We start from the raw sequence: 26020 nt of genomic DNA, 5'->3' as shown, positions 1-26020 counted from the left end.
ATGCAAAAGCTGTATGGAGTTATTGGTTATCCGGTTGGGCATTCTATGTCACCTATTATGCATAACGATGCTTTCGAGCGTTTGAATTTGGAAGGATATTATCATGCATTTGAAATTGTGCCTGACAAGTTTCAAACAGCGATAGAAGGATTGAAGGCTTTAGATATTGCGGGATTTAATGTTACCATTCCTTATAAAGTGAAAATCATGGAACATTTGGACGAAATTGATCCTTTAGCGAAAGAGATTGGGGCAGTTAATACTGTAGTCAATGAAAAAGGACGTTTTATTGGGTATAATACAGATGGAGAAGGATATGTGACGTCCTTACTCAGCACACTTAATAAAAGAGATTTGACGGAGTGCACAGTATTAATCATTGGTGCGGGTGGAGCGGCAAGAGCTATTTATTTTACTCTTGCTACATATAAACAGCCGCCTAAGCAAATTGATCTTTGTAATCGAACACCAGCAAAAGCAGAAGAATTAATAGCGGATAATCCTGCGGAGATTGGATCAGCTTCTCTTTCTATTGAAGAAGCAGAAGCGTCACTGGCAAAATACGATATCATTATTAATACAACCTCTGTCGGGATGCACCCATCTACAGATGCGTCTCCTTTGCGACTTGATTACTTGAAAAAAGGGGCTCTCGTTAGTGATATCATTTATAACCCCCTTGAGACGAAGCTATTAAAGGAAGCAAAAAGCAGAGGGGCGATGATTCATAATGGAATCGGGATGTTTGTTATGCAAGGTGCACTGGCTTTTGAAAAATGGACCAATCAACGTCCATATATAGAAGCCATGGAGGAAATCATATTAAAGAAGCTGGAACATAAAAAAGAAGAGTAAGATGGAGGAACATAATGTTAACAGGTAAACAAAAACGTTTTTTACGCTCAAAGGCACATCATTTAACGCCCATCTTCCAAGTGGGAAAAGGCGGCGTCAATGAAAACATGGTAAAGCAAATTGCTGATGTGCTGGAAGCACGCGAATTAATTAAAGTCAGCGTACTGCAAAACTGTGAAGAAGACCGCTATACAGTGGCAGAAGAGTTAAGCTCAGGAACGAAAGCCGAGCTTGTACAGGTAATCGGAAATACGATTGTTCTCTATAAAGAGTCAAAGGAAAATAAACAAATCGTTCTTCCTAACTAATCAGTAAAAATGCTTGTTCAAAAAAGAGGAGAGTGACGAATTCCGACTAAAAAACGCGCATCCTGCGGCGAAAGTCGGATCAGTACTTCTTATACAAGTAAATGTGACCGTCATTTTTCTCAGGCTTTTTGAACAACCTCTAAAAGGAGACGGAGATTGTTGAAAAAAATCGGTATTTTAGGCGGCACGTTTAATCCGCCTCATATGGGGCATTTAATTATGGCAAACGAAGTGAAGGATGCCTTATTGCTGGATGAAGTTTGGTTTATGCCTGCATATGTGCCTCCTCATAAAGAGAACGATGAATCAACAGAGCCGCTTCATCGTTTAAAAATGATGGAAAAGGCTGTAGAAGGGAATTCGGCCTTTCGCGTTCAAGCTATTGAGTTTGAAAGAGGCGGCACATCTTATACATATGAAACGATGATGATTTTACGTGAACAATATCCGGATGCGGTTTTTCATTTTATTATCGGAGGAGACATGATTGAGAGCTTAGCCGAGTGGCATCGAATTGAAGAGCTGTTGCATTTGGTTACTTTTGTGGGAGTAAACCGTCCCGGTTATAATAGCCAATCTCCTTATCCTATTTTACAGATAGAGGCCCCAATGGTCGATTTATCTTCGTCACTTATTCGGGAAAAAATAAAAAATGGGAAGACCATTCGCTATTTAGTCCCTGATGAAGTGAAAATCTATATAGAGGAGAATCATTTATATGGATCGTGAGAGAGCGTTAGCGCTTGTAAAGGAACAGCTGACGGAACATCGGTACATTCATACAATTGGTGTGATGGAAACCTCCATCGAGCTGGCAGAGCGTTACGGAGGGGATGTGAAAAAGGCGGAGCTGGCCGCTATTTTTCATGATTATGCTAAGTTTCGTTCAAAGGAAGAGATGAAACAAATTATTCTTGAGCAAAACATGCCTAAAGATTTGCTGGTTCATAATATGGAATTATGGCATGCACCGGTGGGAGCCTATCTGGTTGAAAAAGAAGCAGGAATAACAGAACGTGATGTATTGGATGCCATTCGTTATCATACATCAGGGCGCCCAAATATGACGCTGCTAGAGAAAATTGTATATGTAGCAGACTATATTGAACCGGGCAGGGTTTTTCCAGGGGCAAAAGAAGTAAGAGAGTTGGCCCGGCAGGATTTGGACAAAGCTTTAATACAATCTTTAAGGAATACCATTATGTTTTTATTGAAGAAAAATCAAATGATTTATCCAGACACGATTTTTACATATAACAGCTTAGTTACAGGAGGTAAATAAATGCAAGAGCGTGATTTATTATCAATGGTGGTTCAAGCGGCAGATGACAAAAGAGCAGATGATATGATTGTTTTAAATATGAAAGGAATCTCGTTAATTGCCGATTATTTTTTAATTTGCCATGGGAATTCGGACAAACAAGTTCAAGCGATCGCTCGTGAAATTAAAGAGCGTGCCAATGAGAACGATATCCATGTGAAACGATTGGAAGGATTTGATGAAGCACGCTGGGTACTCGTTGACCTGGGAGACGTTATTGCACATGTATTCCATAAAGATGAGCGTTCTTACTATAATCTGGAACGATTATGGGGAGATGCACCGGAAGTTGATATTCAAGAAGTGTTAAATTCATGAACTACGGACGGTTTGCCTATGTATATGACCGATTGATGCAAGATGTTCCATATGATCAATGGGTGAAATACATTCAAAAGGAGCTTTCCCGAACAGGGATCCATCAGCCTAAAATACTCGATGTAGCTTGCGGAACAGGGCAAGTGACCATTCGTTTGGCCAACCAAGGTTATGATGTAACAGGAATCGATTTATCCGATGACATGTTGATGATTGCCCAAGAAAAGGCACAGAAAGAAGGCTTTTCTATTCCTTTATTCCAGCAAAACATGACAGAACTTGAATTAGGGGAGTTCTTTGATTGTGTAGGCATTTTTTGTGATTCGTTAAATTATTTACAGTCTGCTGAGGAAGTACAGCAAACTTTTTCGGCAGTTTCGAACCATCTGAAACAAGGCGGGTTATTTTTATTTGACGTTCACTCTCCGTATAAAATGGATAAGGTATTTGCTGAAGAAACGTTTGCTTATGCAGGAGATGATGTCTCGTATATTTGGGATTGCTTCAAAGGGGAACAGGAGCATTCTGTTGAGCATGAATTGACGTTTTTTGTTCGAGATGAAACGGGGCGTTATGAGCGCTTTGAGGAATCTCATCAGCAGCGTACATTCTCTGCTGGAGTGTATGTGGAGTGGCTTTGTGAAGCGGGTTTTGATGATATACAAATAACAGCCGATTTTTCAGATCATCCACCAACAAATACCAGTGAACGTCTCTTCTTTTCAGCTATAAAAAAATAAGATGATGGTTCCAAAGGGAAAAAAGCATCCCTTTGGAACCATCATCATGTTTTTATGATTGATTTGAGATTTAGGAGACAGCTTAAAAATTAAAAATAGTTTAAGTTTGAAGGATAACCATCGATTTCTGTCAAAATAATATATGGTGAGGACTATGCATTGAATTGGCGATGAATCTGTTCAATGTCCTCATGATACTTTGCATGTGTTTGCTGAAACATATGTTCAAATAAAGGACCAATCTCCGCTTCCAACACTTTAATTCCTTCCCCCGTAACGCCGCCTTTTACGGATACCTTTTCTTGTAAAGTCGGTAATGTAAAAATCTCTTTTTCCAGCAATTTTCCCATCCCCATAATCATTTGACCAGCAAGTTCTGTTGCTGTTTCTTTTGAAATGTTTGTTTCCTTTACTGCAGCGGCAACAAATTTTTGCAGGAGAAAGCTAAAGAATGCCGGTCCGCAACTGACGATGTCAGATGCAATCCTTGTAATAGAATGATCGATTATGACAGGATGAGATATAGCCGAGAATAACTCATATAAGGCTTGCTGGTACTTTTTACTGCAACTTTTCCCATAAGTAAAGAGCGAAACACCCGCCAATGCCCTGTTTGTGATGCTCGGTATGATACGAGCAACTTGACAATCAGAGATACTCTCAAGCTGCTCAACAGAAATAGGACTTGTAATGGATACAATACATTGATCAGGCTGTAAGTCATGTTTCAGTTGTATTAAAAGGGGGTGAATATCCAATGGTTTTACACAGAGAAAAATAACGTCTGAGTGTTGAACCACTTCTTTCGCTGTTTTCACCACTTTTATTGAGGGATGCTGGGCTTGGATAGCATCGGCTTTTTTAATAGTACGATTTGTAATCGTTATGTTTTCAGGCTGAATCTTTTTCGATTCAAGCAATGCCTCAATCAATATTTTCCCCATATTTCCTGTTCCAATAAACCCTATGTTCACTGTTTCATCCCCTCCTATATAAAGTGAAACTTCTTTCAGCAGAAGGTCATTCCTAACTGAAAGTAAACTGAACCAACCGGGTATTTTACTGTCCGTTTACTTCTATTTACAGAAGAGGGGGGTTCGGACAGTTCATGCGGGATAAAAACTGCTCTCCTACACGATATGAAATCAGTTGTAACTTTATGAATACGAGTTGCCCCAAAGGAGGATGTATAGTGGCAATATCCAAAAGAACGATTATTTTCATTGGAATCACATTTCTGATTGTTTTTCTGTTATGGCTGTCTATGAACCGTTCTTCATCCGTTGAAAGCGCTGTGTCTATAAATGAATGGGAACAAGAATTTCAAAAAGGGGAGAAAGAACCTTCTGATGAACAGCTGTCGATAAAAACGGAAGCAAAGAATGAAGTTATAGTCGATGTAAAAGGAGAGGTGCAGCAACCAGGCGTATATGAAATGAGACAAGGTGATCGTGTTACAGATGCAATCGCATCAGCTGGAGGGTTCCGTGAAAATGCAGACCAAAATCAAGTAAACTTAGCAGGAAAGCTAAAGGATGAAATGGTCATTTATGTTCCAAAAGAAGGAGAGATTCTATCTTCCGCCACTTTTCCTCTACAACAAGAAGAATCCGCTGATTTAGTAAACATTAATTCTGCCTCAAGTGAAGAATTACAGTCTTTGCCGGGGATTGGTCCGGCTAAAGCCGAAGCCATTATCACTTATCGGGAAGAGCAAGGGGGATTTGAAAAAACGGAAGATTTGATGAATGTATCCGGTATCGGAGAGAAATCGTTTGAAAAGATTCAGGAACAAGTCACTATTCAATAATGCAAAACGAAAAATAAGAATATTGACGATATTTGATGAATGCCGTTACACTAAAGAAAAGCGGAGGCGACTTTTCAAGGAAGGCCGACTAAGGTCGCCACGTCCTGTGGCAACGTCGGCATGACTCACATCCTGTGAGCCTAAGAAAATAGGGATTGATCCATAAGGCGTTTTTTGCCTTATGAGAGCCATCATCTGTTTCCGTGCTGAGCTAGGAGCCGCAGCTAGACAAAAAGAAAAGCAAAGCGAGCCTGCTTAGTCCCATAGGAAATTGGAATTTCTTTAGGAGGGGAAAATGAAGTGACGAGAAAAAGTTGGGATGAATATTTTTTGGAAATTGCAGAAGTAGTGGCAACCCGTTCGACTTGTCAACGGTTACATGTGGGCTGTGTCATTGTAAAAGACAAACACATTGTATCGACTGGCTATAACGGGTCGATACATGGCCATGACCATTGCCATGATATTGGCTGCTTAAAGGATCAGAATGGACGTTGCATTCGTTGTCTTCATGCCGAAGAAAACGCGGTCCTGCATGCTGATAGGCACTTGTTAAAAGGGGCGACGGCATATATTACACATGAATCATGCGAAAAGTGCTCCAAAACGCTGGCCCAATCAGGCATTAAAAAAATCGTCTATCGGAATGCCTATCCAAATGAATGGAATCAATATTTCTTAAAAGATATTGACGTGATTCATCTGCCTAGTAATAAAAAAGAAAAGGTATAACCATCTGTGGGAGAGGGACTCCCACGGATGGAAGCTTTCTTTATGGTTTCTTTAAGAAGAAGTAAAGGTTTAATCACCAATGGAGGTGTTTTACACATGTGAATGATAGAGGGCATGAAGGGGTATTGGGTATATACTGCCGTATCAGTACTGGTATTATTTTTATGTTTAGCTGTAAAGGAGCCGATTTTATGGATGCTTCCTGCTGTTTATTTTGTTTGGATGTATCGTTCTTTTTCTCATCTTATCTTTTATGTTAGCTTTACAGCTACCGCTTTATTATCCTTCCATTACATTATCAATGAACAACAGAATCAAACCTCGCTTTCTCCTTCCACCACTTTTTTTCAAGGTCGCATTTCCACTGTCCCGGATATTAATGGGCAAACTCTTTCTTTTAAGTTCCGACTTTCTAAAGAAACGGTTATTGTAAGATATACTACTGTTTCAAAAGAGAAAAAGAATGAACTTCAGCAGTTAAAAGCAGGTCTCTCTTGTCGGTTGAACGGTGAACTGGTCAAACCGGAAACAGAGAGGAATGCAGGGGTATTTAACTATGAACATTATTTGTATCAGCAACGGATTCATTGGATATTGCAGGCTTCCGATATATCTGTTGAACAATGCCGTGAAGATGTCAGAATAAAGGATGCTTTTTCTCGGTGGAGAGACAAGGGACTCCGTTTTATCGGTGAACATGTCGATCAACCAGCAGCGGGGATGATGCAGGCCCTCATTTACGGCGAGAGAAAATATATAAGCGAAGAGACACTGCAACATTATCAAGAAGGCGGTGTGATTCATTTACTGGCTATATCGGGTTTGCATGTTGGTTTTTTAGCAGGAATGATTTTTTACGTGTTGATTCGATTAGGGGTAACCCGAGAAAGGGCCACTGCATTCTTACTGCTTATTCTTCCGTTTTATGCGATTATAGCCGGGGCTGCCCCGTCTGTAATAAGGGCCGTTATGATGACAGTGTTGGTTTTAATGGTGCTGTTCATGAAAACGGCGATGACGCCTCATGATGCAATCAGCCTTACGTTTCTTCTAATGTTGGCGGCGGATCCGTACTATATATACCATATAGGATTCCAGCTTTCATTTGTCGTAAGCTTTTTCCTTATCATGTCCCATCGTCTTATCGAGAACACCTCTGCGTCTTTTTGGCATCAATTGCTGGCAGCGAGTATTGTTTCCCAGTTAAGCTCTTTACCATTGATTTTATATCACTTTTACCAAATATCGCTCTTAAGCCTCCCTCTAAATTTATTGTTCATTCCCCTTTTTTCTATGGTTATTCTTCCGGCATGTTTATGTATTTTATGTTTGCTCATGATCGTTCCCTTCTTAGGAGAGACGCTTTCCTTTATATTAAATATGCTGCTGGATGTAAGCGATCGTCTAGTTGCTTTTGCCGTAACGTTTCCTTACACTCGATTAATTTTTGGACAGCCTTCTCTTTTGGTTACTATAAGTTTATATATAGGAATGCTCTGGTTGTTTGCGGCATGGGAAAGCAATGGGAAGCACCGTGTATGGGCTGGAAGCTGCCTCGTTCTGTTAATGCTGTTCCAATATTACCAATTTGATATGAGCGCAGAGGGACGTGTGACAGTCATTGATGTGGGACAAGGAGACAGCATTTTAATTGAACTTCCTTATCGAAAAGGTGTGTATTTAGTGGACACGGGTGGCAAGGTGTCGTTTGAAAAAGAACCTTGGCAGGAAAAACGCCATTCATTTGAAGTCGGAAAAGATGTGCTGCTTCCATTTTTTTATGCACGGGGAATTCGCCAAATCGATAAATTGTTTATTACACATGGAGATTACGACCATGCTGGCGCTGCTGAAACCATCTTAAACAATGTAAAGGTTCAAGAACTCGTGATAGGAAAAAAGGATTCGTTAGCTGAATTAGAAAAAAATTTGGTTGAGAAATCCCGATCTCAAGGTATAGACGTGATACTTGCAGAAAAGGGGGATATGTGGAGGGAGGGAAATTTTTCTTTTTACGTATTATCTCCAACAGGAAATGAAAAATCAAAAAATGACCAGTCGCTTGTCCTCTATACAAAGCTTGGAGGACTGACGTGGCTGTTTACAGGTGATTTGGAGCTTAGCGGAGAGGAACAGCTTGTGAAGGATTTCCCGGCTCTGAGAGCAGATATCTTAAAAGTAGGTCATCATGGAAGTAAAACCTCCAGTTCTTCTTTGTTTTTAGATCATATCAAGCCAAAAGCAGCCATCATTTCGGTAGGGAAGCATAATCGTTATCAACATCCTCACTCTTCTGTTATCGAAGAATTTGAGAAAAGGAAGATCCTTCTTTTTCGTACGGATGAGGATGGAGCGGTTTATTTTAGATTTCGTCAAAACAAAGGAACCTTCCATCAGCAAATTCCATAACATATAACAAATATAAAAAGAGGATGAGTCAAAAGGTTGAAAAACACACCTTTTGACTCATCCTCCTGAAAGGTCCTGTCATGGGAATCGAGTGACGAATCCTCTCAGTAAAAAATCATTTCGTGGCCTGTTTAGAACTTATGGGACAGCCACTTTCTGCCTACTGGGAGCAGGCGGATCGATATCATTTTGGATATCAAGATGCGACTAATTGTACGATAGTTGCAATGATAAACATTGTTGCGAAAAATCCGAATGAAACGACAAATCCTACACCTGAGTCGACTGCATCGTTTCGTGTACTTTGGACATTTTTCTCAAACTGATTCACAGCTACCCCTCCTATTTCATTCTTTAGTATAAGGCAAAAATATGAAAAAATCCATATGCAAGAAACCGTTTTCCTTTGCTGACAAGAGTTGTCACAAATAGTTCAAGGTCTGCTGTCCATAATAACTAGAAAGGGACACTCACTGACAAAAAAGTATCCTAGGGCTTCTTTTGGCAGTGTTTATCATAGATCAGGGAATTGCTTTTTCGTTTGCAATTCCCTTTGCTTATGCATCAAAAAGTATGAAACTTTTCACATTCGTGTTCAGTTCCAGGAGCTAAGCGGGACTTCTTATTGTCTAGCTGCGCAAGCTATGCTCTACGGTAACTTGAAGAACAGGATGTTCAAACGTCGACGCTTCCGAAGTGCAGGACGTCGCGTTTGAGGCTGCCAGTTCCCTATGAGCATAAACGAGCTTTCTCCGCTTTTCTTAGAGGACAACTTGTAAAAAGGTCTTAATCTTTGTACGATGGTAAATGAAGAAAAAAGAAGGAATGGGAGAGGCAAACCCTTGGTATTACATAGTTGGAAAAAAGTGAAAAAAGATCAGTTATCACCTATTTATTTACTATACGGAACAAATGCATTTTTAGTAAAAGAAATGAGAAAAAAAATTATTGATGCAGCATTGAATGAAGAAGAGCAAAGTTTCAATTTATCGACTTACGATTTGGAAGAAGTTCCTGTGGAGCAAGGGGTTGAAGATGCAGAAACATTGCCTTTCTTTGGAGAAAGGCGTGTCGTTGTTTTAAATAATGCGGTGTTCTTGACGTCTGAAAAGTCAAAGGAAAAAGTAGTACATAATGTAGAAAAGTTGCAGCAATACATTGAGGAGCCTTCCCCCTTTACAGTGATGATCATCGTTGTGCCTTATTCAAAGCTGGATGAACGAAAGAAAATTACGAAGTTATTGAAAAAGAGCGCAGAATGCATTGAAATGAATGAATTGGGAGAAGAAGACATCCGAACATGGATTGACAATGAGTTAAAAGCATCGTCTGTAACGATGACAGAAGGGGCAAAGCAGCTGTTTTTACAGCTGACTGGTCTTAATTTGACGGTGGTTTTAAATGAATTGCAAAAACTTGTATTATATACAGGGGAAGGGCAAACGATTACGGAAGAAGTCGTTTCGCTGTTGGTGGCAAGATCACTGGAGCAGAATGTATTCTCGCTTGTCGATGCCGTAGTGAAGCAAGACTCTATGAAGGCCATGCACCTGTATCGGGATTTATTGCAAAATAATGAAGAGCCTATTAAGATATTATCGTTATTGGCTACTCAGTTTCGCTTGATTTACCATTCGAAACTCTTGGGAAATCAAGGATATGGTCAACAGCAAATTGCACACTCTTTGAAGGTTCACCCGTTTCGTATTAAGCTTGCTTTACAGCAAAGTAAACTATTTAGCGAAAATCAGTTGCAGACTATTATGAAGGAGCTTGCAGAAGCGGATTACGAAATGAAAATGGGAAAAATGGATAAGTCGCTCATATTGGAACTTTTTTTCATGAGAACTGTAAAGGAAGGCCGGTAATACGGGATAAAAGAAAGTCAGCATAATAAAAAACGCTTCTCCAGATGGAGAAGCGTTTTTTATTATGCTGATAATCCGTTAACTTGTTTAGCTAAACGAGATTTTTGACGAGCAGCAACGTTTTTGTGGATAAGACCTTTACGAGCAGCTTTGTCTAATTTTTCAGAAGCTACTAAGAAAGCAGCTTTTGCGTTCTCGATATCGTTGTTTGCTACTAATGCTTCAACCTTTTTGATTGCAGTACGCATTGTAGATTTAACTTGAGCGTTTTGTGCACGACGAGCGTCGCTAGTTTTTACGCGTTTAATCGCAGATTTAATGTTTGGCATCTATTTCACCTCCCGAAATTGCTAAAAATCGAGATTATGTTAAACTCGACATTTTTTACAGTTAGAACACATGATATTCTATCAAACCAATAAAAAGAATGCAATAGAATATCGAGATGATTTTTTGAAGGATGTCCAAAAAGTCCGGGAAAAACTTGGACTCTTTTTTTGAACATGCATTTTATACAAACATATATGGATAGGATGCATGAACAGGTGATGAATAGGTGAGAATACAAATACCTTTTCAACAGCTGTTGTTTTTCCGTACTTAATCATTGTACGAGGAAAGTGAAAAAATAGCTACTGCAGAAATATTAGTAAATATTTCTATGGGAATAAGAGCGGATTGCAGCACACATTAAGGATAATACATATTAGACTGGGAGGAAGGATTGTGGAACAAAATTTAGATTTAAGTCGATACAGTGTTCGTACAGATTTAGCAGTCGAAGCCCATGAAATGACGATTCAGGAAAATGAGAAGAAAAAGACACAGCAGCGCGCCCATATTGAAGGAGTCATTGTGAAGGAGAGAAATGTACAGGGCATTAAAGTAACCTCTGTGGAGATTACCGAGCAGGGGGCCCAAACGATTAATAAGAAGAAAGGACAATATTTGACTCTTGAAGCCCAGGGAATTCGCCAGCAGGATACGGATATGCAACAAACGATGGAAGAAGTGCTGGCAAAAGAGCTTCACCATTTTATTAAACAACTGGGTATTTCTGACCAAGCAAGCTGTCTTGTGGTCGGTTTAGGGAACTGGAATGTAACACCAGATGCTCTTGGGCCAATGGCCGTTGAGAATTTATTAATCACAAGACATTTATTTGAATTGGATCCTCAAGATGTCCAAGACGGTTTTCGTCCAGTCAGTGCTATCGCTCCGGGTGTCATGGGACTAACAGGAATTGAAACAAGTGACATCATTTTTGGAGTGGTCCAAAAGACAAAACCTGATTTTGTCATTGCAATCGATGCCCTTGCAGCCCGCTCCCTTGAACGGGTAAATGCCACCATCCAAATTTCGGATACAGGTATCCATCCAGGGTCAGGTGTGGGAAACAAGCGCAAAGAAATTAGTTATGAAACTTTAGGAATTCCTGTTATCGCGCTTGGAATACCGACAGTAGTAGACGCAGTTTCCATCACGAGTGATACAATTGATTTCATCTTGAAGCACTTTGGCCGCGAGATGAAAGAACAAGGCAAGCCGTCTAAAGCTCTTGTGCCGTCGAGTATGATATTTGGCGAGAAAAAGACGCTGACAGACGAGGATTTACCAGAAGTTGAGCAGCGTCAAACCTACCTTGGATTAATTGGAACATTGCCGGATGAGGAAAAGCGACGCCTTATTCATGAAGTTCTCTCTCCTTTGGGGCACAATTTAATGGTCACACCAAAAGAAGTGGATATGTTTATTGAGGATATGGCCAATGTGGTAGCAAGCGGGTTGAATGCTGCTTTGCATCATGAAGTCGATCAAGACAACATAGGAGCATACACTCACTAAATAGATTCATTCACATAACCGAAGCGGCAGGTAACCCATGCCGCTTTTGTTTCGTTTTTCATGGGTTCTATTCAACAAGGCTTGTACATATACATGGTACAGAGAAGCTTTGAAAGGGTGAGAACATGAAATTCGGGCGGCCGGGTGAAGTAATTGTCTCAGTAAACGGAGCTATCATCCGTAAATTGATTATTGTATTCGTACTAGGGTTAGTCATGCTATTTGTAATGGTCGGGATGCTCACATCCCTAAAGCCTCAATATCGAATTTCTTCCTCTTCCTTGGGGGAAGTAACGGACGAGTTATCCATTTCTTCATTTGTACATTTATTTTCGTATGAAAATCATTACTTCAAACAGGCGCTCTCACCGGATATTCCTTCGCCGGGATATTTCAATGAGCTATTTCAATTTGCAACACGGGTCAATTTGGATGATCCGAGAAGTCTGCTTGGAAATGAACTTCCAGGCTTTTATCATTTTGACAGTGAAATCATTGTGGCGGAAGAAGGGTTGGATTATACGACCATTCCATATGAATCGGCACCTCCTTTAGAAGTATTGATGGCAGAGAGAGAAGCAAGCATTCAAAATTTAGAGTTGGACAAGCCTGCTGGAGAAAAGGGGCCAGTCCAACCACCAGCTTTATCGACAAATGGTAAAAATGTCGTCTTTATTTATCATAGTCATAGCAGTGAATCATATTTACCCCATTTAAAAGGGGTGACCGATCCTGATGCCGCCTATCACTCGAAAGTTAACGTCACGATGGTCGGGAAAAAGTTGGCGGAGGAACTGACAGAACGAGGAATTGGATCACAAGTAAATGTGGAGGATATGACTCAGAAGTTAAAGCAAAAAGGCTGGAACTTTTCGAAATCTTATGCCGCTTCCCGGGAGGTCGTTCAATCCGCTCTTGCTTCTAATCGTGATTTGCAGTATTTATTTGATCTTCATCGCGATGCAAACCGGAGAGAAGCGACGACGGTTGCTATAAACGGGAAAGACTATGCAAAAATTGCTTTTGTCATCGGAGGGGAAAATGCAGACTACGAACGAAATGAGAAATTGGCGAAAGATCTTCATAGTTTGATCAATAAAAAGTACCCGGGCTTGAGCAGAGGGGTATTTACGAAAAGAGGAAAAGGGACGAACGGTAAGTTCAATCAAGATTTGTCACAAAAGGCAATCTTGTTTGAATTTGGGGGAGTCGATAACTCCTTTGAGGAATTGAACCGGACGGCTGAAGCGGTCGCGGACATCTTTAGCGAATATTATTGGGAAGCGGAAAAAGTAAATGGAACAGTGGAATCTAAACAATAATTGTTTTAACAGGTAATGTTTTCATGAAGAAACGTCCATACTGATTAGTAAGAAGCGTCTCGTTAAAGGAGTACAAGATGGTTAAGTTCATGATGAAAACCTTCATGTTGACGACGATATTATTGTTTGGAGTATTGCTGGGCATGCAGTTGGCAAATGACGGGATGATTAAGATGAAGGGGTATAAGGATCCCGATTTTTCAAGTGCCTTTACGGTTTCCAAAACGAAAGAAGGGGAAGTAGAAGCGTCTGTGCTGGGTTCAAGAGTGAGAACGACAGATTTACAGGAAAAGCAGCAAAAGTTGGAAGAACATAAGGCCTTTAACTTTTTTTCTTCATTTGGAAGAAGGTTTGCAGATATGATTCATTCCGCCATCAACAAGGCAGTTGGCCAATAGCGATGAAGAATGGACATCAGGCTTTAGCACAATCGAAAAGGGCGACGAAAGAGCCAATGTCATTTTCTAATGACATTGGTTGTATGGTAATGATATAATTTACCCTAGTGTATATGCTTGTTGAGTTTTAGTAGGAGTGAAATATGTGATGAATAAAGAATCAAGATTAGAAAGACGATCTAAAATTCGTAACTTCTCGATTATCGCCCATATCGATCATGGAAAATCGACACTGGCAGATCGTATTTTAGAAAAAACGAATGCGTTGACGCAACGTGAAATGAAAGCCCAGCTTTTGGATTCCATGGATTTAGAGCGTGAACGGGGAATTACGATTAAATTAAATGCTGTTCAGCTTAATTATAAAGCGAAGGACGGAAATGATTATATTTTTCATTTAATAGATACACCGGGACACGTCGACTTTACATATGAAGTGTCTCGAAGCCTTGCTGCCTGTGAAGGAGCAATTCTTGTTGTAGATGCAGCACAAGGAATTGAAGCTCAAACATTGGCGAACGTATATTTAGCACTGGATAATGATTTGGAAATTTTACCCGTCATCAATAAAATTGACTTGCCGAGCGCAGACCCGGAGCGTGTGCGGCAAGAAGTGGAAGATGTCATTGGGCTTGACGCATCAGAAGCGGTGCTTGCTTCTGCAAAAGCGGGAATCGGTATTGAAGAGATTCTAGAACAAATCGTTGAAAAAGTACCAGCTCCAAGTGGAGACCCGGAAGGTCCGCTAAAAGCGTTAATCTTTGACTCTTTATATGATGCTTATCGTGGGGTTGTAGCCTACATTCGCGTTGTAGAAGGTACGGTTAAAGTAGGCGATAAAATTAAAATGATGGCTACTGGAAAAGAATTTGAAGTAACGGAAGTCGGTGTATTCACACCAAAGACGACTCTAAGAGATGAATTGACAGTCGGAGATGTAGGATTCTTGACAGCAGCCATTAAAAATGTCGGCGATACACGCGTCGGGGATACCATTACGCATGCAAAAAATGGAGCGGCAGAGCCGCTTCCAGGTTACCGTAAATTGAATCCGATGGTATTCTGCGGCTTATATCCAATCGATACAGCCAAATACAATGATTTACGTGAAGCGTTGGAGAAGCTGGAATTAAATGATTCAGCTTTACAATTTGAACCAGAAACGTCACAAGCCTTAGGTTTTGGATTCCGTTGTGGATTTTTAGGTCTATTGCATATGGAAATCATTCAAGAACGTATTGAACGTGAATTCAATATTGACTTGATTACGACGGCTCCAAGTGTAATTTATGATGTCTTTTTAACGGATGGAGAGAAGATTGCGGTCGATAACCCATCTAATATGCCAGATCCGCAAAAAATTGATCATATTGAAGAACCGTATGTGAAAGCAACGATTATGGTTCCGAACGATTATGTAGGGACCGTCATGGAATTGTGTCAAAAGAAACGCGGAAACTTCATCACAATGCAATATTTGGATGAAAATCGCGTCAGCATTATCTATGAAATTCCTTTATCGGAAATTGTATATGATTTCTTTGATCAGCTAAAATCAAGCACAAAAGGCTATGCTTCTTTTGACTATGAGCTGATTGGATATAAAACATCAAAATTAGTGAAGATGGATATTTTATTGAACGCTGAGCAAGTCGATGCGCTTTCGTTCATTGTCCATCGCGATTCGGCTTATGAACGCGGTAAAGTAATTGTGGAAAAATTGAAAGATCTTATTCCGCGTCAACAATTCGAAGTTCCGATTCAAGCAGCGATCGGCCAAAAAATCGTGGCGCGTTCAACGATTAAGGCAATGCGTAAAAACGTATTGGCAAAATGTTACGGAGGGGACATTTCCCGTAAACGTAAGCTTCTTGAAAAACAAAAAGAAGGTAAGAAACGTATGAAACAGGTCGGATCAGTCGAGGTGCCTCAAGAGGCATTTATGGCGGTTCTAAAAATGGACGACAGCAATAGTAAAAAGTAATCCTAAGGGCGGCTTGAAGGGGGAGATTCTCCTCCTTCAAGCCGCCCTTGTCCATTGATGTTTCGAGTGAAATCCTTCAAGGCAGTAAAAAAACAGTACTTGGGAAATATTCAGGAGTTCTAAGCTTTTCTAAATAAATCGAAAAAAAGGTGTGAGGTAAATGGTACAAGCCGCATATTTGCATATTCCGTTTTGTCATCATATTTGCCATTACTGTGATTTCAATAAGGTATTTTTTGATAATCAGCCTGTTGATGACTATTTAAATGCAATGGAACAAGAAATGAAAAACACGGTTGAAAAACATGGGCAGAATAGATTGAAAAGTATTTTTGTAGGAGGGGGCACTCCGACGGCACTGACGGAATCACAGTTAGATAAGTTTCTGGAAATGACCTGTAACCACCTTTCGTTAGAAGAAAATGGAGAATTTACATTCGAGGCCAATCCAAATGAACTGACAGAGAAAAAACTTCAGCTATTAAAAGAATATGGGGTTAATCGTTTAAGCATTGGAGTACAAACATTCAACGATGAACTCTTAAAGGGTATCGGGCGTGTTCACACGAAGAATGAAGCGGTCAAAACCATCCAGAGAGCAAGAGAAATGGGGTTTCAAAACCTCAGTCTTGACTTGATGTACAGTTTACCAGGACAAACAATGGAAGATTTTTCCGATACCTTACAACAAGCGTTTGAGCTGGATATTGACCATATGTCAGCTTATTCTTTAATCATCGAACCGAAAACAGTTTTTTATAATTTGATGAGAAGAGGGAAATTGAATGTTCCCCCTCAGGAAATAGAAGCAAAAATGTATGATGAATTGATGATGCAAATGGAGAAACACGGTTTCAAACAGTATGAAATCAGCAACTTTGCAAAGGATGGTTTTGAAAGCAGGCATAACTTGACGTATTGGAACAATGAAGAATATTACGGAATTGGAGCGGGAGCTCACGGGTATGTTCAAGGGGTAAGAAGAGCCAATATCGGACCTATCAATAAATACATTGACACCGTCTCACAAAACGGGTTTGCTTACATGGAAGAGCATGAAGTCACGAAAACGGAAATGATGGAAGAAGAGATGTTTTTAGGACTTCGCAAAAAGGAAGGTGTTTCTAAACGGACTTTCAAACAAAAATACAGCGTAGAACTAAAGAATGTGTTTGGTGAACAAGTGCATGAACAAATGGAAAAGGGTTTACTGACAGAAAACGAGGAATGCTTTTATTTAACGCGCCAAGGAAGATTTCTCGGGAATGAAGTATTTCAGGCCTTTATTGGTGTAATCTAATCGTTGACATTGCCAAAGTGATTTGGTAATTTATTAATAGATTTAGCACTCGCGATAGATGAGTGCTAACAGAGGTGATGACATGTGCTTACAGATCGACAATTATTGATTTTACAAGTCGTTGTTGATGATTTTATTCGATCTGCACAACCTGTCGGATCAAGAACCTTATCTAAAAAACAAGAAATCAATTTCAGCTCTGCTACCATTCGAAATGAAATGGCAGACCTGGAAGAATTGGGGTTTATTGAAAAGACACATAGTTCCTCAGGTCGAGTTCCTTCAGAGAAAGGCTATCGTTATTATGTGGATCATTTATTATCACCGCAATTGCTGACTGTTTCTGATACGACTAAAATTAAATCGGTGTTTGCTGAACATATTGTAGAATTGGAAGCCATTGTTCAGAAATCTGCGCAAATTTTGTCGGAAATGACAAACTTAACATCGATTGTATTAGGACCGAGAGTGGTGAATCATAAATTAAAGCAAATCCAGATGATTCCTTTATCATCTGAAACTGCCGTGGCTATTATCGTGACAGATACAGGACATGTAGAAAGCAAAACATTGACGCTGCCTTCTTCTGTTAATCCGTCTGATATTGAAAAAATGGTCACCATTTTAAATGAACGCCTGGCAGGTGTCCCCATCACGGAATTGAAGGATAAGATGTATAAAGAAGTGGCAATGCTGCTTAGAACGCATATTACCAATTATGAGCATCTTTTCTTAATGATGCAAAATGCATTGCAGTTGAAAACCGATGAAAAGGCATTTATCGGTGGAAAAACAAATATGTTGAGCCACCCTGAGTTCCATGATGTAGGAAAAATCCAATCTCTTTTAAGGATGATGGAGCAAGAGAAGCAATTGTATCAGTTATTGCGTGGAAATAAAGTCGGGATTGATGTGAAAATCGGACGGGAAAATGAAGTAAGTGAAATGGAAAATTGCAGCTTAATTACTGCAAGCTATACAATTGGAGATGAGCAGCTTGGAACGGTGGCGATTTTAGGACCGACCCGGATGCCATATTCCCGTATCATTAGTTTGCTTCAGCTTATTTCATCCGATTTATCAAATGCCTTAACAAGGTTGTATCAAAATAAATAGGTGAGGTTATATTGGTTAACGGGCAGAAGTGGATAAATCAATCGCCTCGTTTTATCACTCATAATCTTGTTGCTAATAAAATATAGTCTCATGGCAGCCTTTATATGTTAGGCTGATGGGGCGTTAAACTAATTTAGCTCTAATGAATGGTCATTTATTCCTTGTAAAGGCAGGAATCTTGCTCGTTCATTGGAGCGGAAAAAATGTTTGTATTACTAAAGGGAGGTGAATTCGTTGACAAACGAAAAGCAAACGACAGAAGAACATGTAACAGAAGTACAAAGCGAAGAAATAGAAGTGGAGCATGTGCAAGATCAGCAAGCGGAAGGTGAACAGATGGAAGAGGTTAATCCTTTAGAAAAAGAATTGGCAGAACTGAAAGCCAAGCTTGAGGAAGAAGAAAACCGCTATTTGCGTCTTCAAGCCGACTTCGATAATTTCCGCCGTCGTACTCGTTTAGATGCTGAAGCTGCACAAAAGTATCGTGCGCAAAGCTTAGTAACGGATATATTACCGGCTCTTGATAATTTTGAAAGAGCGTTAAAAGTGGATACAGAAGATGAACAGTTGAAGTCTGTGCTGCAAGGAATGGAAATGGTGTACCGTCAGCTTCTTGAAGCCCTTCAAAAAGAAGGATTAGAAGCGATTGAAGCAGTCGGTCAAGTTTTCGATCCATATCAACATCAAGCGGTCATGCAAGTGGAGGAAGCTTCATTTGAACCGAATACAGTGGTGGAAGAATTCCAAAAAGGCTATAAACTAAAGGACAAAATCATTCGTCCATCTATGGTAAAAGTAAATCAATAATCTTACATAATGACTTTAGGAGGTAAGTTCAGTGAGTAAAATCATTGGTATCGACTTAGGGACAACTAACTCTTGTGTCGCTGTATTAGAAGGCGGCGAACCGAAAGTAATTCCAAATCCGGAAGGAAACCGCACAACTCCATCGGTTGTTGCATTCAAAAATGGTGAGCGTCAAGTTGGGGAAGTGGCAAAACGCCAGGCGATTACGAACCCTAACACCATCATTTCTGTTAAACGCCATATGGGTACAGACCATAAAGTGGAAGCAGAGGGCAAACAATATACGCCTCAAGAAATCTCTGCGATTATTTTACAGCATTTGAAATCTTATGCAGAAGATTATTTAGGAGAGCCTGTAACAAAAGCGGTTATTACCGTACCGGCTTACTTCAATGATGCTGAACGTCAAGCAACAAAAGACGCTGGGAAAATTGCGGGCTTAGAAGTAGAACGTATTATCAATGAGCCGACAGCTGCAGCATTAGCTTACGGTTTAGATAAAACAGAAGAAGACCAAACGATATTAGTATATGACCTTGGGGGAGGTACCTTCGACGTATCTATCCTTGAATTGGGCGACGGCGTATTTGAAGTTCGCGCGACAGCTGGTGACAACCGTCTCGGCGGTGACGATTTTGACCAGGTCATCATCGACTATTTAGTAGCCGAATTCAAAAAAGAAAACGGAATTGATTTGTCTCAAGATAAAATGGCGCTTCAACGTTTAAAAGATGCGGCTGAAAAAGCGAAAAAAGACTTATCAGGTGTAACATCAACACAAATTTCTTTACCGTTCATTACAGCTGGTGCGGCTGGTCCTCTTCACTTGGAGGTCACTTTATCACGTGCTAAATTTGATGAGTTATCAGCTCACTTGGTAGAGCGTACAATGGGACCTGTCCGCCAAGCGCTTCAAGACTCTGGCCTATCGTCAAATGAAATTGATAAAGTTATCTTGGTTGGTGGTTCAACACGTATTCCTGCTGTACAGGAAGCAATCAAGAAAGTAACTGGAAAAGAGCCTCATAAAGGCGTTAACCCCGACGAAGTAGTCGCATTGGGTGCAGCGGTTCAAGGCGGCGTGTTGACAGGTGATATTAAAGATGTTGTCTTGCTTGACGTTACTCCGCTTTCATTAGGGATTGAAACAATGGGCGGTGTATTTACGAAATTAATCGACCGTAACACAACGATCCCGACAAGCAAGTCACAAGTGTTCTCGACAGCTGCTGACAATCAAACAGCTGTAGACATCCATGTACTACAAGGTGAGCGCCCGATGGCTGGCGACAACAAAACATTAGGTCGATTCCAATTGACGGATATCCCGCCGGCGCCACGCGGCATTCCACAAATTGAAGTGACGTTTGATATCGACAAAAACGGTATCGTAAATGTTCGTGCAAAAGATTTAGGCACAAATAAGGAGCAAGCGATCACAATTCAATCATCTTCAGGTCTTTCAGATGAAGAAATTGAAAACATGATTAAACAAGCTGAAGAAAATGCAGAGGCTGATAAAAAGCGTAAAGAAGAAGTTGAACTTCGCAATGAAGCAGATCAATTAGTGTTCACGACTGAAAAGACATTAAAAGACTTAGAAGGTAAAGTGGACGAAGCGGAAGCAGCGAAAGCAAACGAAGCGAAAGATGCGTTGAAAGCTGCGATTGAGAAAAATGATCTAGAAGAAATTCGCGCGAAAAAAGATGCTCTTCAAGAAATCGTTCAACAACTGACAATGAAGCTTTACGAGCAAGCTCAACAAGCGGCTCAAGCAGCACAAGGCGGTCAAGCTGAAGGCCAAGCGAAAAAAGACGACAACGTCGTAGACGCTGAATTCGAAGAAGTAGACGATAAGTAAGAAAAGTGAAGCAAGCTCGTTCACATCCATAGGGCATTGGAGCTCCTGACAAAGAAACGCTTTTTGCTTCTGTAGGAAGGAGTGAAATGACCGTAGGATGTAGCTTGCGTAACTAGACAGAAAGAAAAGCAGAGGCGACTGTTCAATCTTGAGAGACGTTGTGGCTTCTGAACGGGAAACCGCTCTTTGGTTTCATGGACAGAAGTGAAACGACCGAAAGATTATGAGCCGGAGCTGGACAATAAAAGGAACGAAGCCTAAGAACGCGACGTTCTGTTATAACAACGGTGAACTTCAAAAAAGTCAAAGTCAGGCTTGCCTTGGCTTTGACTTTTTTTGATTAGAGTAAAAGGTTGCAGTGAAAATGCCGTTAATGATACAATTACCTTTATGTGAAAGGAAGCGGGAGTGAATATTCATGAGTAAGCGGGATTACTATGAAGTTCTTGGTGTAAGTAAAAGCGCCACAAAAGAAGAGATAAAAAAGGCTTATCGAAAGCTTTCAAAAAAATATCATCCGGATATTAACAAGGAAGCAGATGCGGCCGACAAATTTAAAGAGATTAAAGAAGCATATGAAGTATTGAGTGATGACCAAAAGAAAGCTCATTATGATCAATTTGGTCATACAGATCCAAATCAAGGTTTTGGCGGTTTCGGCGGCGCAGACTTTGGCGGCGGTTTTGGGTTTGAGGATATCTTCAGTTCCATTTTTGGCGGAGGCGGCAGACGACGTGACCCCAATGCTCCGAGACAAGGTGCAGATTTACAGTACACGATGACGTTATCTTTTGAGGAAGCGGTGTTCGGGAAAGAAACGACGATTGACATCCCACGTGAGGAAACATGTGATACATGTCACGGATCAGGAGCGAAACCGGGGTCAAAAGTTGAAACATGTTCACACTGTCAAGGTGCAGGGCAAGTAAGCGTAGAACAAAATACGCCATTTGGCCGAATCGTTAACCGCCGTGCTTGCCATCACTGTAATGGAAAAGGCAAAATTGTCCGTGAAAAATGCGGCACGTGCCATGGAGCGGGCCGCATCAATAAAAATAAAAAAATTAATGTGAAAATTCCTGCAGGTGTAGACGATGGTCAACAGCTGCGTGTCAGCGGTCAAGGGGAGCCGGGATTCAACGGTGGACCTGCAGGTGACTTATATGTGGTATTCCACGTTCGTCCGCATGAGTTTTTTGAACGAGACGGGGACGACATTTATTGCGAAATGCCTCTAACATTTGCACAAGCAGCACTTGGAGATGAAATTGAAGTGCCTACACTGCATGGAAAAGTAAAGCTGAAAATTCCGGCAGGCACACAAACTGGAACGAAATTCCGCCTGAAAGCAAAAGGTGTACCAAATGTAAGAGGGTACGGCCAGGGAGATCAGCACATTATTATTCGTATTATTACACCGACGAAACTATCCGACAAACAAAAACAGCTTTTGCGTGAATTTGCAGAGTTAAGCGGTCAAGATGTCGTGGATGAACAGCATGATTCTTTTTTTGCGAAAGTGAAAAAAGCCTTTAAAGGCGAATAAGAGGGTGTCCCAAACATACAGCTGTAAGTTTGGGGCACCTTTCTGCGGTGAATTGTAATCAACAAGTAATTTCATTGTGTTGGAATGAAATATTTTTTGACGGAAAAAATGGAAAGTAGCATATAATTGTGTGTTTAAAAAAGAGGACAAAAAGGACCGAGAAGTTCAAGGAAGCGCCGCTTTGAGCATTAAGGAAAGCTTCTCACGACTCTTCATTGCACGCCGGAAAAGCGATTTTCTTTTCCAAGGAACGGAACGTATGGTGTTAATACGTGAGTAGCGTCCAATGCAGCTGACGCCGAAATTCGACAGGTATTTTTCCCGGACTTTTTGAACCTCCTCTATAAAGTAAACGGACTGGAGTTGGTAGAGATGAAGTGGTCTGAAATTTGTATTCATACAACGAGTGAAGCAATTGAGCCAATATCAAACATCTTACATGAGGCAGGTGCCAGCGGAGTTGTGATAGAAGATCCGAATGATTTATTGCAAGAAAGAGATACCACTTTCGGAGAAATCTACCAACTCAATTCAGAGGACTACCCGGAAGAAGGGGTTCTCGTAAAAGCTTATTTACCGGTGAATAGTTTTTTAGGAGAAACGGTAGACGGGATTAAAGAAGCGATTAATAACCTTCTTGTATACGACTTTGATCTTGGAGCCAACAAAGTCACCATTAGTGAAGTTCATGAAGAAGAATGGGCTACGGCTTGGAAGAAGTATTATCACCCCGTTAAAATTTCTGAACGGTTTACCATTGTGCCGACTTGGGAAACGTATGAGCCTGTCAATACAGACGAATTAATTATTGAATTGGATCCCGGGATGGCTTTCGGAACAGGAACACACCCTACAACAGTTATGTCCTTACAAGCGCTGGAACGAAACGTTCAAGAGGGAGATAAGGTAATTGATGTTGGCACAGGGTCAGGTGTGTTAAGCATTGGAGCTGCCATGCTGGGAGCGAGAGATGTACAAGCGCTGGATCTAGATGAGGTAGCGGTAGAATCTGCCCGCTTAAACATTGAATTAAACAAAGTGCATGATGTAGTCACTGTGTCCCAAAATAACTTGCTTAACGACATTGAAGGGCCTGTCGATGTAGTTGTTGCTAATATTCTGGCTGAAATTATCGTGCGCTTTGCGGATGATGCAGCCCGTGTGTTGAAGCCTGGAGGAATTTTCATTACATCTGGCATTATTGGAGCCAAAAAAGATGAGGTGAAAGAAGCTCTAGTGAAGGAAGGCTTTACAATCAAGGAAGTAACGGTAATGGAAGATTGGGTAGCCATTACGGCGCAAAAAGGCGAGTAACTATTAAACAATCATCTTTTTAGAGAAGGTGTAAAATATGCAGCGGTATTTTGTGGCAAATGAACAGTTTGCGGATAATAAGGTTTTCATTGACGGAGAAGATGCCCGCCATATCATGCGCGTCATGAGAATGTCAGAAGGGGACAATGTCATCTGCTGTAATGAAAAGGGAAATTCTGCTTTGTGCAAGATAGAAGATATTTCCGGTGACGAAGTAAATTTACGTGTTGTAGAATGGTTAGATGAGGCGAAGGAAATGCCTGTTTCTGTGACCATTGCAAACGGATTGCCTAAAGGAGATAAGTTGGAGCTTGTCATCCAAAAAGGAACAGAGTTGGGTGCGTCTGCGTTCATCCCTTTTATGGCCTCTCGTTCTATCGTAAAATGGGACAGTAAAAAAGGAGATAAGAAGGTTGAGCGTTGGAGCAAGATTGCAAAAGAAGCTGCTGAGCAGTCACATCGCACAAAAGTGCCTCATGTATCAGAGCCTGTTCCGTTAAACAAGCTGCTTCAGATGAGCAGTGAGTATGATTATAAAATAGTTGCATATGAGGAAGAAGCTAAACGCGGTGAGAAATCTCGTCTTGCTTCCCTTTTATCGGATATAAAACAAGGGCAATCTCTTCTTGTGGTCATTGGACCTGAAGGAGGGTTAGCTGAAAAGGAAATTGAGTCGTTTAGAGAAAACGGTTTTGTAATGTGTGGATTCGGTCCGCGCATTTTACGAGCAGAAACGGCACCGTTATATGTGCTTGCGGCTGTTTCCTACCATACTGAATTAATGGGGTGAAACAATGTCATCAGTTGCGTTTCATACGCTTGGATGTAAAGTAAATCATTATGAGACAGAGGCCATTTGGCAGTTATTTAAAGAGAACAGCTACGAACGCGTTGATTTTGAAAAATCAGCGGATGTCTATGTCATCAATACATGTACAGTAACGAATACAGGTGATAAGAAGAGCCGCCAAGTGATTCGTCGTGCAGTACGTAAAAATCCGGATGCAGTGATTTGTGTAACAGGGTGCTATGCTCAAACATCGCCGGCTGAAATTATGGCGATTCCAGGGGTAGACATTGTTGTTGGTACACAGGATCGAGTGAAAATGCTTGAGTATATTGAACAATATAAACAAGAACGTCAACCGATCAATGCTGTTGGAAACATCATGAAAACACGTGTTTATGAAGAGTTGGATGTACCAGCTTTCACAGACCGGACACGTGCATCGTTGAAAATTCAAGAGGGATGTAACAACTTCTGTACATTTTGTATTATTCCATGGGCACGTGGTTTAATGCGCTCCCGTGATCCGAAGGAAGTCATCCGTCAGGCGCAGCAATTAGTGAATGCTGGGTATAAGGAAATCGTATTGACTGGTATTCATACCGGAGGATACGGGGAAGACATGAAGGATTACAATTTGGCTCAGCTTTTAAGAGATCTTGAGGAGCAAGTAATCGGATTGAAGCGTCTTCGTATTTCGTCTATCGAAGCAAGCCAAATTACGGACGAGATTATTGAAGTGCTTGATCAATCGAAAGTGATCGTGCGTCATTTGCATATTCCGATTCAGTCAGGTTCCAATACGGTACTAAAGCGAATGAGGCGTAAATACACGATGGAATTTTTCGCAGATCGTTTAAATCGTTTGAAAGAAGCGCTCCCTGGATTAGCGATTACATCGGACGTCATCGTCGGTTTTCCTGGGGAAACAGAAGAAGAATTTATGGAAACATACAATTTCATTAAAGAACACCGCTTCTCAGAGCTTCACGTATTTCCGTACTCTAAGCGTACGGGAACACCTGCGGCCCGTATGGATGATCAAATTGACGAAGAAGTTAAAAATGAGCGTGTACATCGTTTAATTGAGCTATCAAATCAATTAGCGAAAGAATATGCTTCTCAATTTGAAGGAGAAGTATTAGAAGTCATTCCGGAAGAGCTCTATAAAGAAAATCCAGAGAGCGGATTATATGTTGGTTATACGGATAATTATTTAAAAGTAAAGTTTGAAGCCAAAGAAGATATGGTGGGCAAGCTTGTAAAAGTAAAAATTACACAAGCCGGCTATCCATACAATGAGGGACAATTTGTCCGCGTAATGGATAATTCAATTGTAGAAGAAATAAAGATGAGCTCCTAATATATGAATTCACTTA

At 40.7% G+C, this 26020-nt stretch carries 25 protein-coding genes; 22 read left to right on the top strand and 3 right to left on the bottom strand.

Annotated elements, in window-relative coordinates:
- The 6 genes from aroE (at nt 1) to BK575_RS22620 (ending at nt 3542) form a co-directional block, all read left to right on the top strand.
- A complete protein-coding gene (aroE, locus tag BK575_RS22645) occupies nt 1-855 on the top strand; it encodes a shikimate dehydrogenase (protein WP_078413842.1) in 855 nt (284 codons plus the stop codon).
- Nucleotides 856-869: 14 nt separating this feature from the next.
- Entirely contained in the window at nt 870-1163 is a 294-nt protein-coding gene (yhbY, locus tag BK575_RS22640) for a ribosome assembly RNA-binding protein YhbY (RefSeq protein WP_078413841.1), read from the top strand.
- 159 nt (nt 1164-1322) lie between these two features.
- Nucleotides 1323-1892, top strand: a complete 570-nt coding sequence (locus BK575_RS22635) for a nicotinate-nucleotide adenylyltransferase (RefSeq protein ID WP_078414923.1) — start codon at nt 1323-1325, stop codon at nt 1890-1892.
- Nucleotides 1882-2445, top strand: a complete 564-nt coding sequence (yqeK, locus tag BK575_RS22630; protein WP_078413840.1) for a bis(5'-nucleosyl)-tetraphosphatase (symmetrical) YqeK — start codon at nt 1882-1884, stop codon at nt 2443-2445. The genes BK575_RS22635 and yqeK overlap by 11 nt, the downstream gene beginning before the upstream one ends.
- Nucleotides 2446-2802 (top strand): ribosome silencing factor, encoded by a 357-nt coding sequence (gene rsfS, locus BK575_RS22625; RefSeq protein WP_078413839.1) that lies wholly within the window; start codon nt 2446-2448, stop codon nt 2800-2802. It begins immediately after the preceding gene.
- Complete coding sequence (locus tag BK575_RS22620) at nt 2799-3542, top strand: class I SAM-dependent DNA methyltransferase (protein WP_078413838.1); 744 nt, start codon at nt 2799-2801, stop codon at nt 3540-3542. Before rsfS ends, BK575_RS22620 begins: the two co-directional genes overlap by 4 nt.
- 152 nt (nt 3543-3694) lie before the next feature.
- Here the strand turns inward: BK575_RS22620 and comER are convergent, their stop codons facing one another.
- A complete protein-coding gene (gene comER, locus BK575_RS22615; RefSeq protein ID WP_078413837.1) occupies nt 3695-4516 on the bottom strand; it encodes a late competence protein ComER in 822 nt (273 codons plus the stop codon).
- A gap of 218 nt (nt 4517-4734) precedes the next feature.
- Between comER and BK575_RS22610 the strand changes: the two genes are divergently transcribed.
- From BK575_RS22610 to BK575_RS22600, 3 genes are all read left to right on the top strand, one after another.
- Nucleotides 4735-5352 carry a helix-hairpin-helix domain-containing protein gene (locus tag BK575_RS22610; protein ID WP_235867432.1) on the top strand — a complete coding sequence of 206 codons (618 nt, stop codon included), beginning with the start codon at nt 4735-4737 and terminating at the stop codon, nt 5350-5352.
- Between the two features lie 300 nt (nt 5353-5652).
- Nucleotides 5653-6084 (top strand): deoxycytidylate deaminase, encoded by a 432-nt coding sequence (locus tag BK575_RS22605; protein WP_078413836.1) that lies wholly within the window; start codon nt 5653-5655, stop codon nt 6082-6084.
- Between the two features lie 102 nt (nt 6085-6186).
- The gene (locus tag BK575_RS22600) at nt 6187-8493 is read left to right on the top strand and encodes a DNA internalization-related competence protein ComEC/Rec2 (RefSeq protein ID WP_078413835.1); all 2307 of its coding nucleotides are present in this window, start codon (nt 6187-6189) and stop codon (nt 8491-8493) included.
- Nucleotides 8494-8689: 196 nt separating this feature from the next.
- On the opposite strand, the gene BK575_RS22595 is transcribed toward BK575_RS22600, so the two are convergent.
- Nucleotides 8690-8824 carry a YqzM family protein gene (locus tag BK575_RS22595; protein WP_028394961.1) on the bottom strand — a complete coding sequence of 45 codons (135 nt, stop codon included), beginning with the start codon at nt 8822-8824 and terminating at the stop codon, nt 8690-8692.
- Nucleotides 8825-9335: 511 nt separating this feature from the next.
- Between BK575_RS22595 and holA the strand changes: the two genes are divergently transcribed.
- Nucleotides 9336-10361, top strand: a complete 1026-nt coding sequence (gene holA, locus BK575_RS22590) for a DNA polymerase III subunit delta (RefSeq protein ID WP_078413834.1) — start codon at nt 9336-9338, stop codon at nt 10359-10361.
- Between the two features lie 62 nt (nt 10362-10423).
- On the opposite strand, the gene rpsT is transcribed toward holA, so the two are convergent.
- Nucleotides 10424-10690 carry a 30S ribosomal protein S20 gene (rpsT, locus tag BK575_RS22585; protein WP_078413833.1) on the bottom strand — a complete coding sequence of 89 codons (267 nt, stop codon included), beginning with the start codon at nt 10688-10690 and terminating at the stop codon, nt 10424-10426.
- 397 nt (nt 10691-11087) lie between these two features.
- On the opposite strand from rpsT, the gene gpr reads away from it, so the two are divergent.
- From gpr to mtaB, 12 genes are all read left to right on the top strand, one after another.
- Nucleotides 11088-12206 carry a GPR endopeptidase gene (gene gpr / locus BK575_RS22580; RefSeq protein ID WP_078413832.1) on the top strand — a complete coding sequence of 373 codons (1119 nt, stop codon included), beginning with the start codon at nt 11088-11090 and terminating at the stop codon, nt 12204-12206.
- A 125-nt stretch (nt 12207-12331) separates the two neighbouring features.
- Nucleotides 12332-13528, top strand: a complete 1197-nt coding sequence (gene spoIIP / locus BK575_RS22575) for a stage II sporulation protein P (protein ID WP_078413831.1) — start codon at nt 12332-12334, stop codon at nt 13526-13528.
- Nucleotides 13529-13605: 77 nt separating this feature from the next.
- Nucleotides 13606-13926 carry a YqxA family protein gene (locus BK575_RS22570; protein ID WP_078413830.1) on the top strand — a complete coding sequence of 107 codons (321 nt, stop codon included), beginning with the start codon at nt 13606-13608 and terminating at the stop codon, nt 13924-13926.
- A gap of 145 nt (nt 13927-14071) precedes the next feature.
- Entirely contained in the window at nt 14072-15910 is a 1839-nt protein-coding gene (gene lepA / locus BK575_RS22565) for a translation elongation factor 4 (protein WP_139368092.1), read from the top strand.
- A gap of 160 nt (nt 15911-16070) precedes the next feature.
- Complete coding sequence (gene hemW / locus BK575_RS22560) at nt 16071-17210, top strand: radical SAM family heme chaperone HemW (protein ID WP_078413828.1); 1140 nt, start codon at nt 16071-16073, stop codon at nt 17208-17210.
- An 84-nt stretch (nt 17211-17294) separates the two neighbouring features.
- Entirely contained in the window at nt 17295-18326 is a 1032-nt protein-coding gene (hrcA, locus tag BK575_RS22555; protein WP_078413827.1) for a heat-inducible transcriptional repressor HrcA, read from the top strand.
- A 234-nt stretch (nt 18327-18560) separates the two neighbouring features.
- A complete protein-coding gene (gene grpE / locus BK575_RS22550) occupies nt 18561-19133 on the top strand; it encodes a nucleotide exchange factor GrpE (RefSeq protein ID WP_078413826.1) in 573 nt (190 codons plus the stop codon).
- A gap of 31 nt (nt 19134-19164) precedes the next feature.
- Nucleotides 19165-20994, top strand: a complete 1830-nt coding sequence (gene dnaK, locus BK575_RS22545) for a molecular chaperone DnaK (protein WP_078413825.1) — start codon at nt 19165-19167, stop codon at nt 20992-20994.
- 418 nt (nt 20995-21412) lie between these two features.
- On the top strand, nt 21413-22540 hold the full coding sequence (gene dnaJ / locus BK575_RS22540; RefSeq protein WP_078413824.1) for a molecular chaperone DnaJ: 1128 nt from the start codon (nt 21413-21415) through the stop codon (nt 22538-22540).
- Nucleotides 22541-22912: 372 nt separating this feature from the next.
- Complete coding sequence (prmA, locus tag BK575_RS22535) at nt 22913-23854, top strand: 50S ribosomal protein L11 methyltransferase (RefSeq protein ID WP_078413823.1); 942 nt, start codon at nt 22913-22915, stop codon at nt 23852-23854.
- A 37-nt stretch (nt 23855-23891) separates the two neighbouring features.
- Nucleotides 23892-24644 carry a 16S rRNA (uracil(1498)-N(3))-methyltransferase gene (locus tag BK575_RS22530; protein WP_078413822.1) on the top strand — a complete coding sequence of 251 codons (753 nt, stop codon included), beginning with the start codon at nt 23892-23894 and terminating at the stop codon, nt 24642-24644.
- A gap of 4 nt (nt 24645-24648) precedes the next feature.
- The gene (mtaB, locus tag BK575_RS22525; RefSeq protein ID WP_078413821.1) at nt 24649-26004 is read left to right on the top strand and encodes a tRNA (N(6)-L-threonylcarbamoyladenosine(37)-C(2))-methylthiotransferase MtaB; all 1356 of its coding nucleotides are present in this window, start codon (nt 24649-24651) and stop codon (nt 26002-26004) included.
- Nucleotides 26005-26020: the final 16 nt, after the last annotated feature.

Origin of the sequence: Priestia abyssalis (assembly GCF_002019595.1) — a bacterium.
GTDB lineage: Bacteria > Bacillota > Bacilli > Bacillales > Bacillaceae_H > Bacillus_BA > Bacillus_BA abyssalis.
This window is presented reverse-complemented; position numbering and strand designations above follow the sequence as displayed.

Bases quoted from the DNA above. Each gene is read 5' to 3' on its own strand.
- aroE (WP_078413842.1), top strand. From the start codon at position 1: ATGCAAAAGCTGTATGGAGTTATTGGTTATCCGGTTGGGCATTCTATG.
- yhbY (WP_078413841.1), top strand. From the start codon at position 870: ATGTTAACAGGTAAACAAAAACGTTTTTTACGCTCAAAGGCACATCAT.
- yqeK (WP_078413840.1), top strand. From the start codon at position 1,882: ATGGATCGTGAGAGAGCGTTAGCGCTTGTAAAGGAACAGCTGACGGAA.
- rsfS (WP_078413839.1), top strand. From the start codon at position 2,446: ATGCAAGAGCGTGATTTATTATCAATGGTGGTTCAAGCGGCAGATGAC.
- BK575_RS22620 (WP_078413838.1), top strand. From the start codon at position 2,799: ATGAACTACGGACGGTTTGCCTATGTATATGACCGATTGATGCAAGAT.
- BK575_RS22600 (WP_078413835.1), top strand. From the start codon at position 6,187: ATGATAGAGGGCATGAAGGGGTATTGGGTATATACTGCCGTATCAGTA.
- rpsT (WP_078413833.1), bottom strand. From the start codon at position 10,690: ATGCCAAACATTAAATCTGCGATTAAACGCGTAAAAACTAGCGACGCT.
- spoIIP (WP_078413831.1), top strand. From the start codon at position 12,332: ATGAAATTCGGGCGGCCGGGTGAAGTAATTGTCTCAGTAAACGGAGCT.
- BK575_RS22570 (WP_078413830.1), top strand. From the start codon at position 13,606: ATGGTTAAGTTCATGATGAAAACCTTCATGTTGACGACGATATTATTG.
- hemW (WP_078413828.1), top strand. From the start codon at position 16,071: ATGGTACAAGCCGCATATTTGCATATTCCGTTTTGTCATCATATTTGC.
- dnaJ (WP_078413824.1), top strand. From the start codon at position 21,413: ATGAGTAAGCGGGATTACTATGAAGTTCTTGGTGTAAGTAAAAGCGCC.
- prmA (WP_078413823.1), top strand. From the start codon at position 22,913: ATGAAGTGGTCTGAAATTTGTATTCATACAACGAGTGAAGCAATTGAG.
- BK575_RS22530 (WP_078413822.1), top strand. From the start codon at position 23,892: ATGCAGCGGTATTTTGTGGCAAATGAACAGTTTGCGGATAATAAGGTT.
- mtaB (WP_078413821.1), top strand. From the start codon at position 24,649: ATGTCATCAGTTGCGTTTCATACGCTTGGATGTAAAGTAAATCATTAT.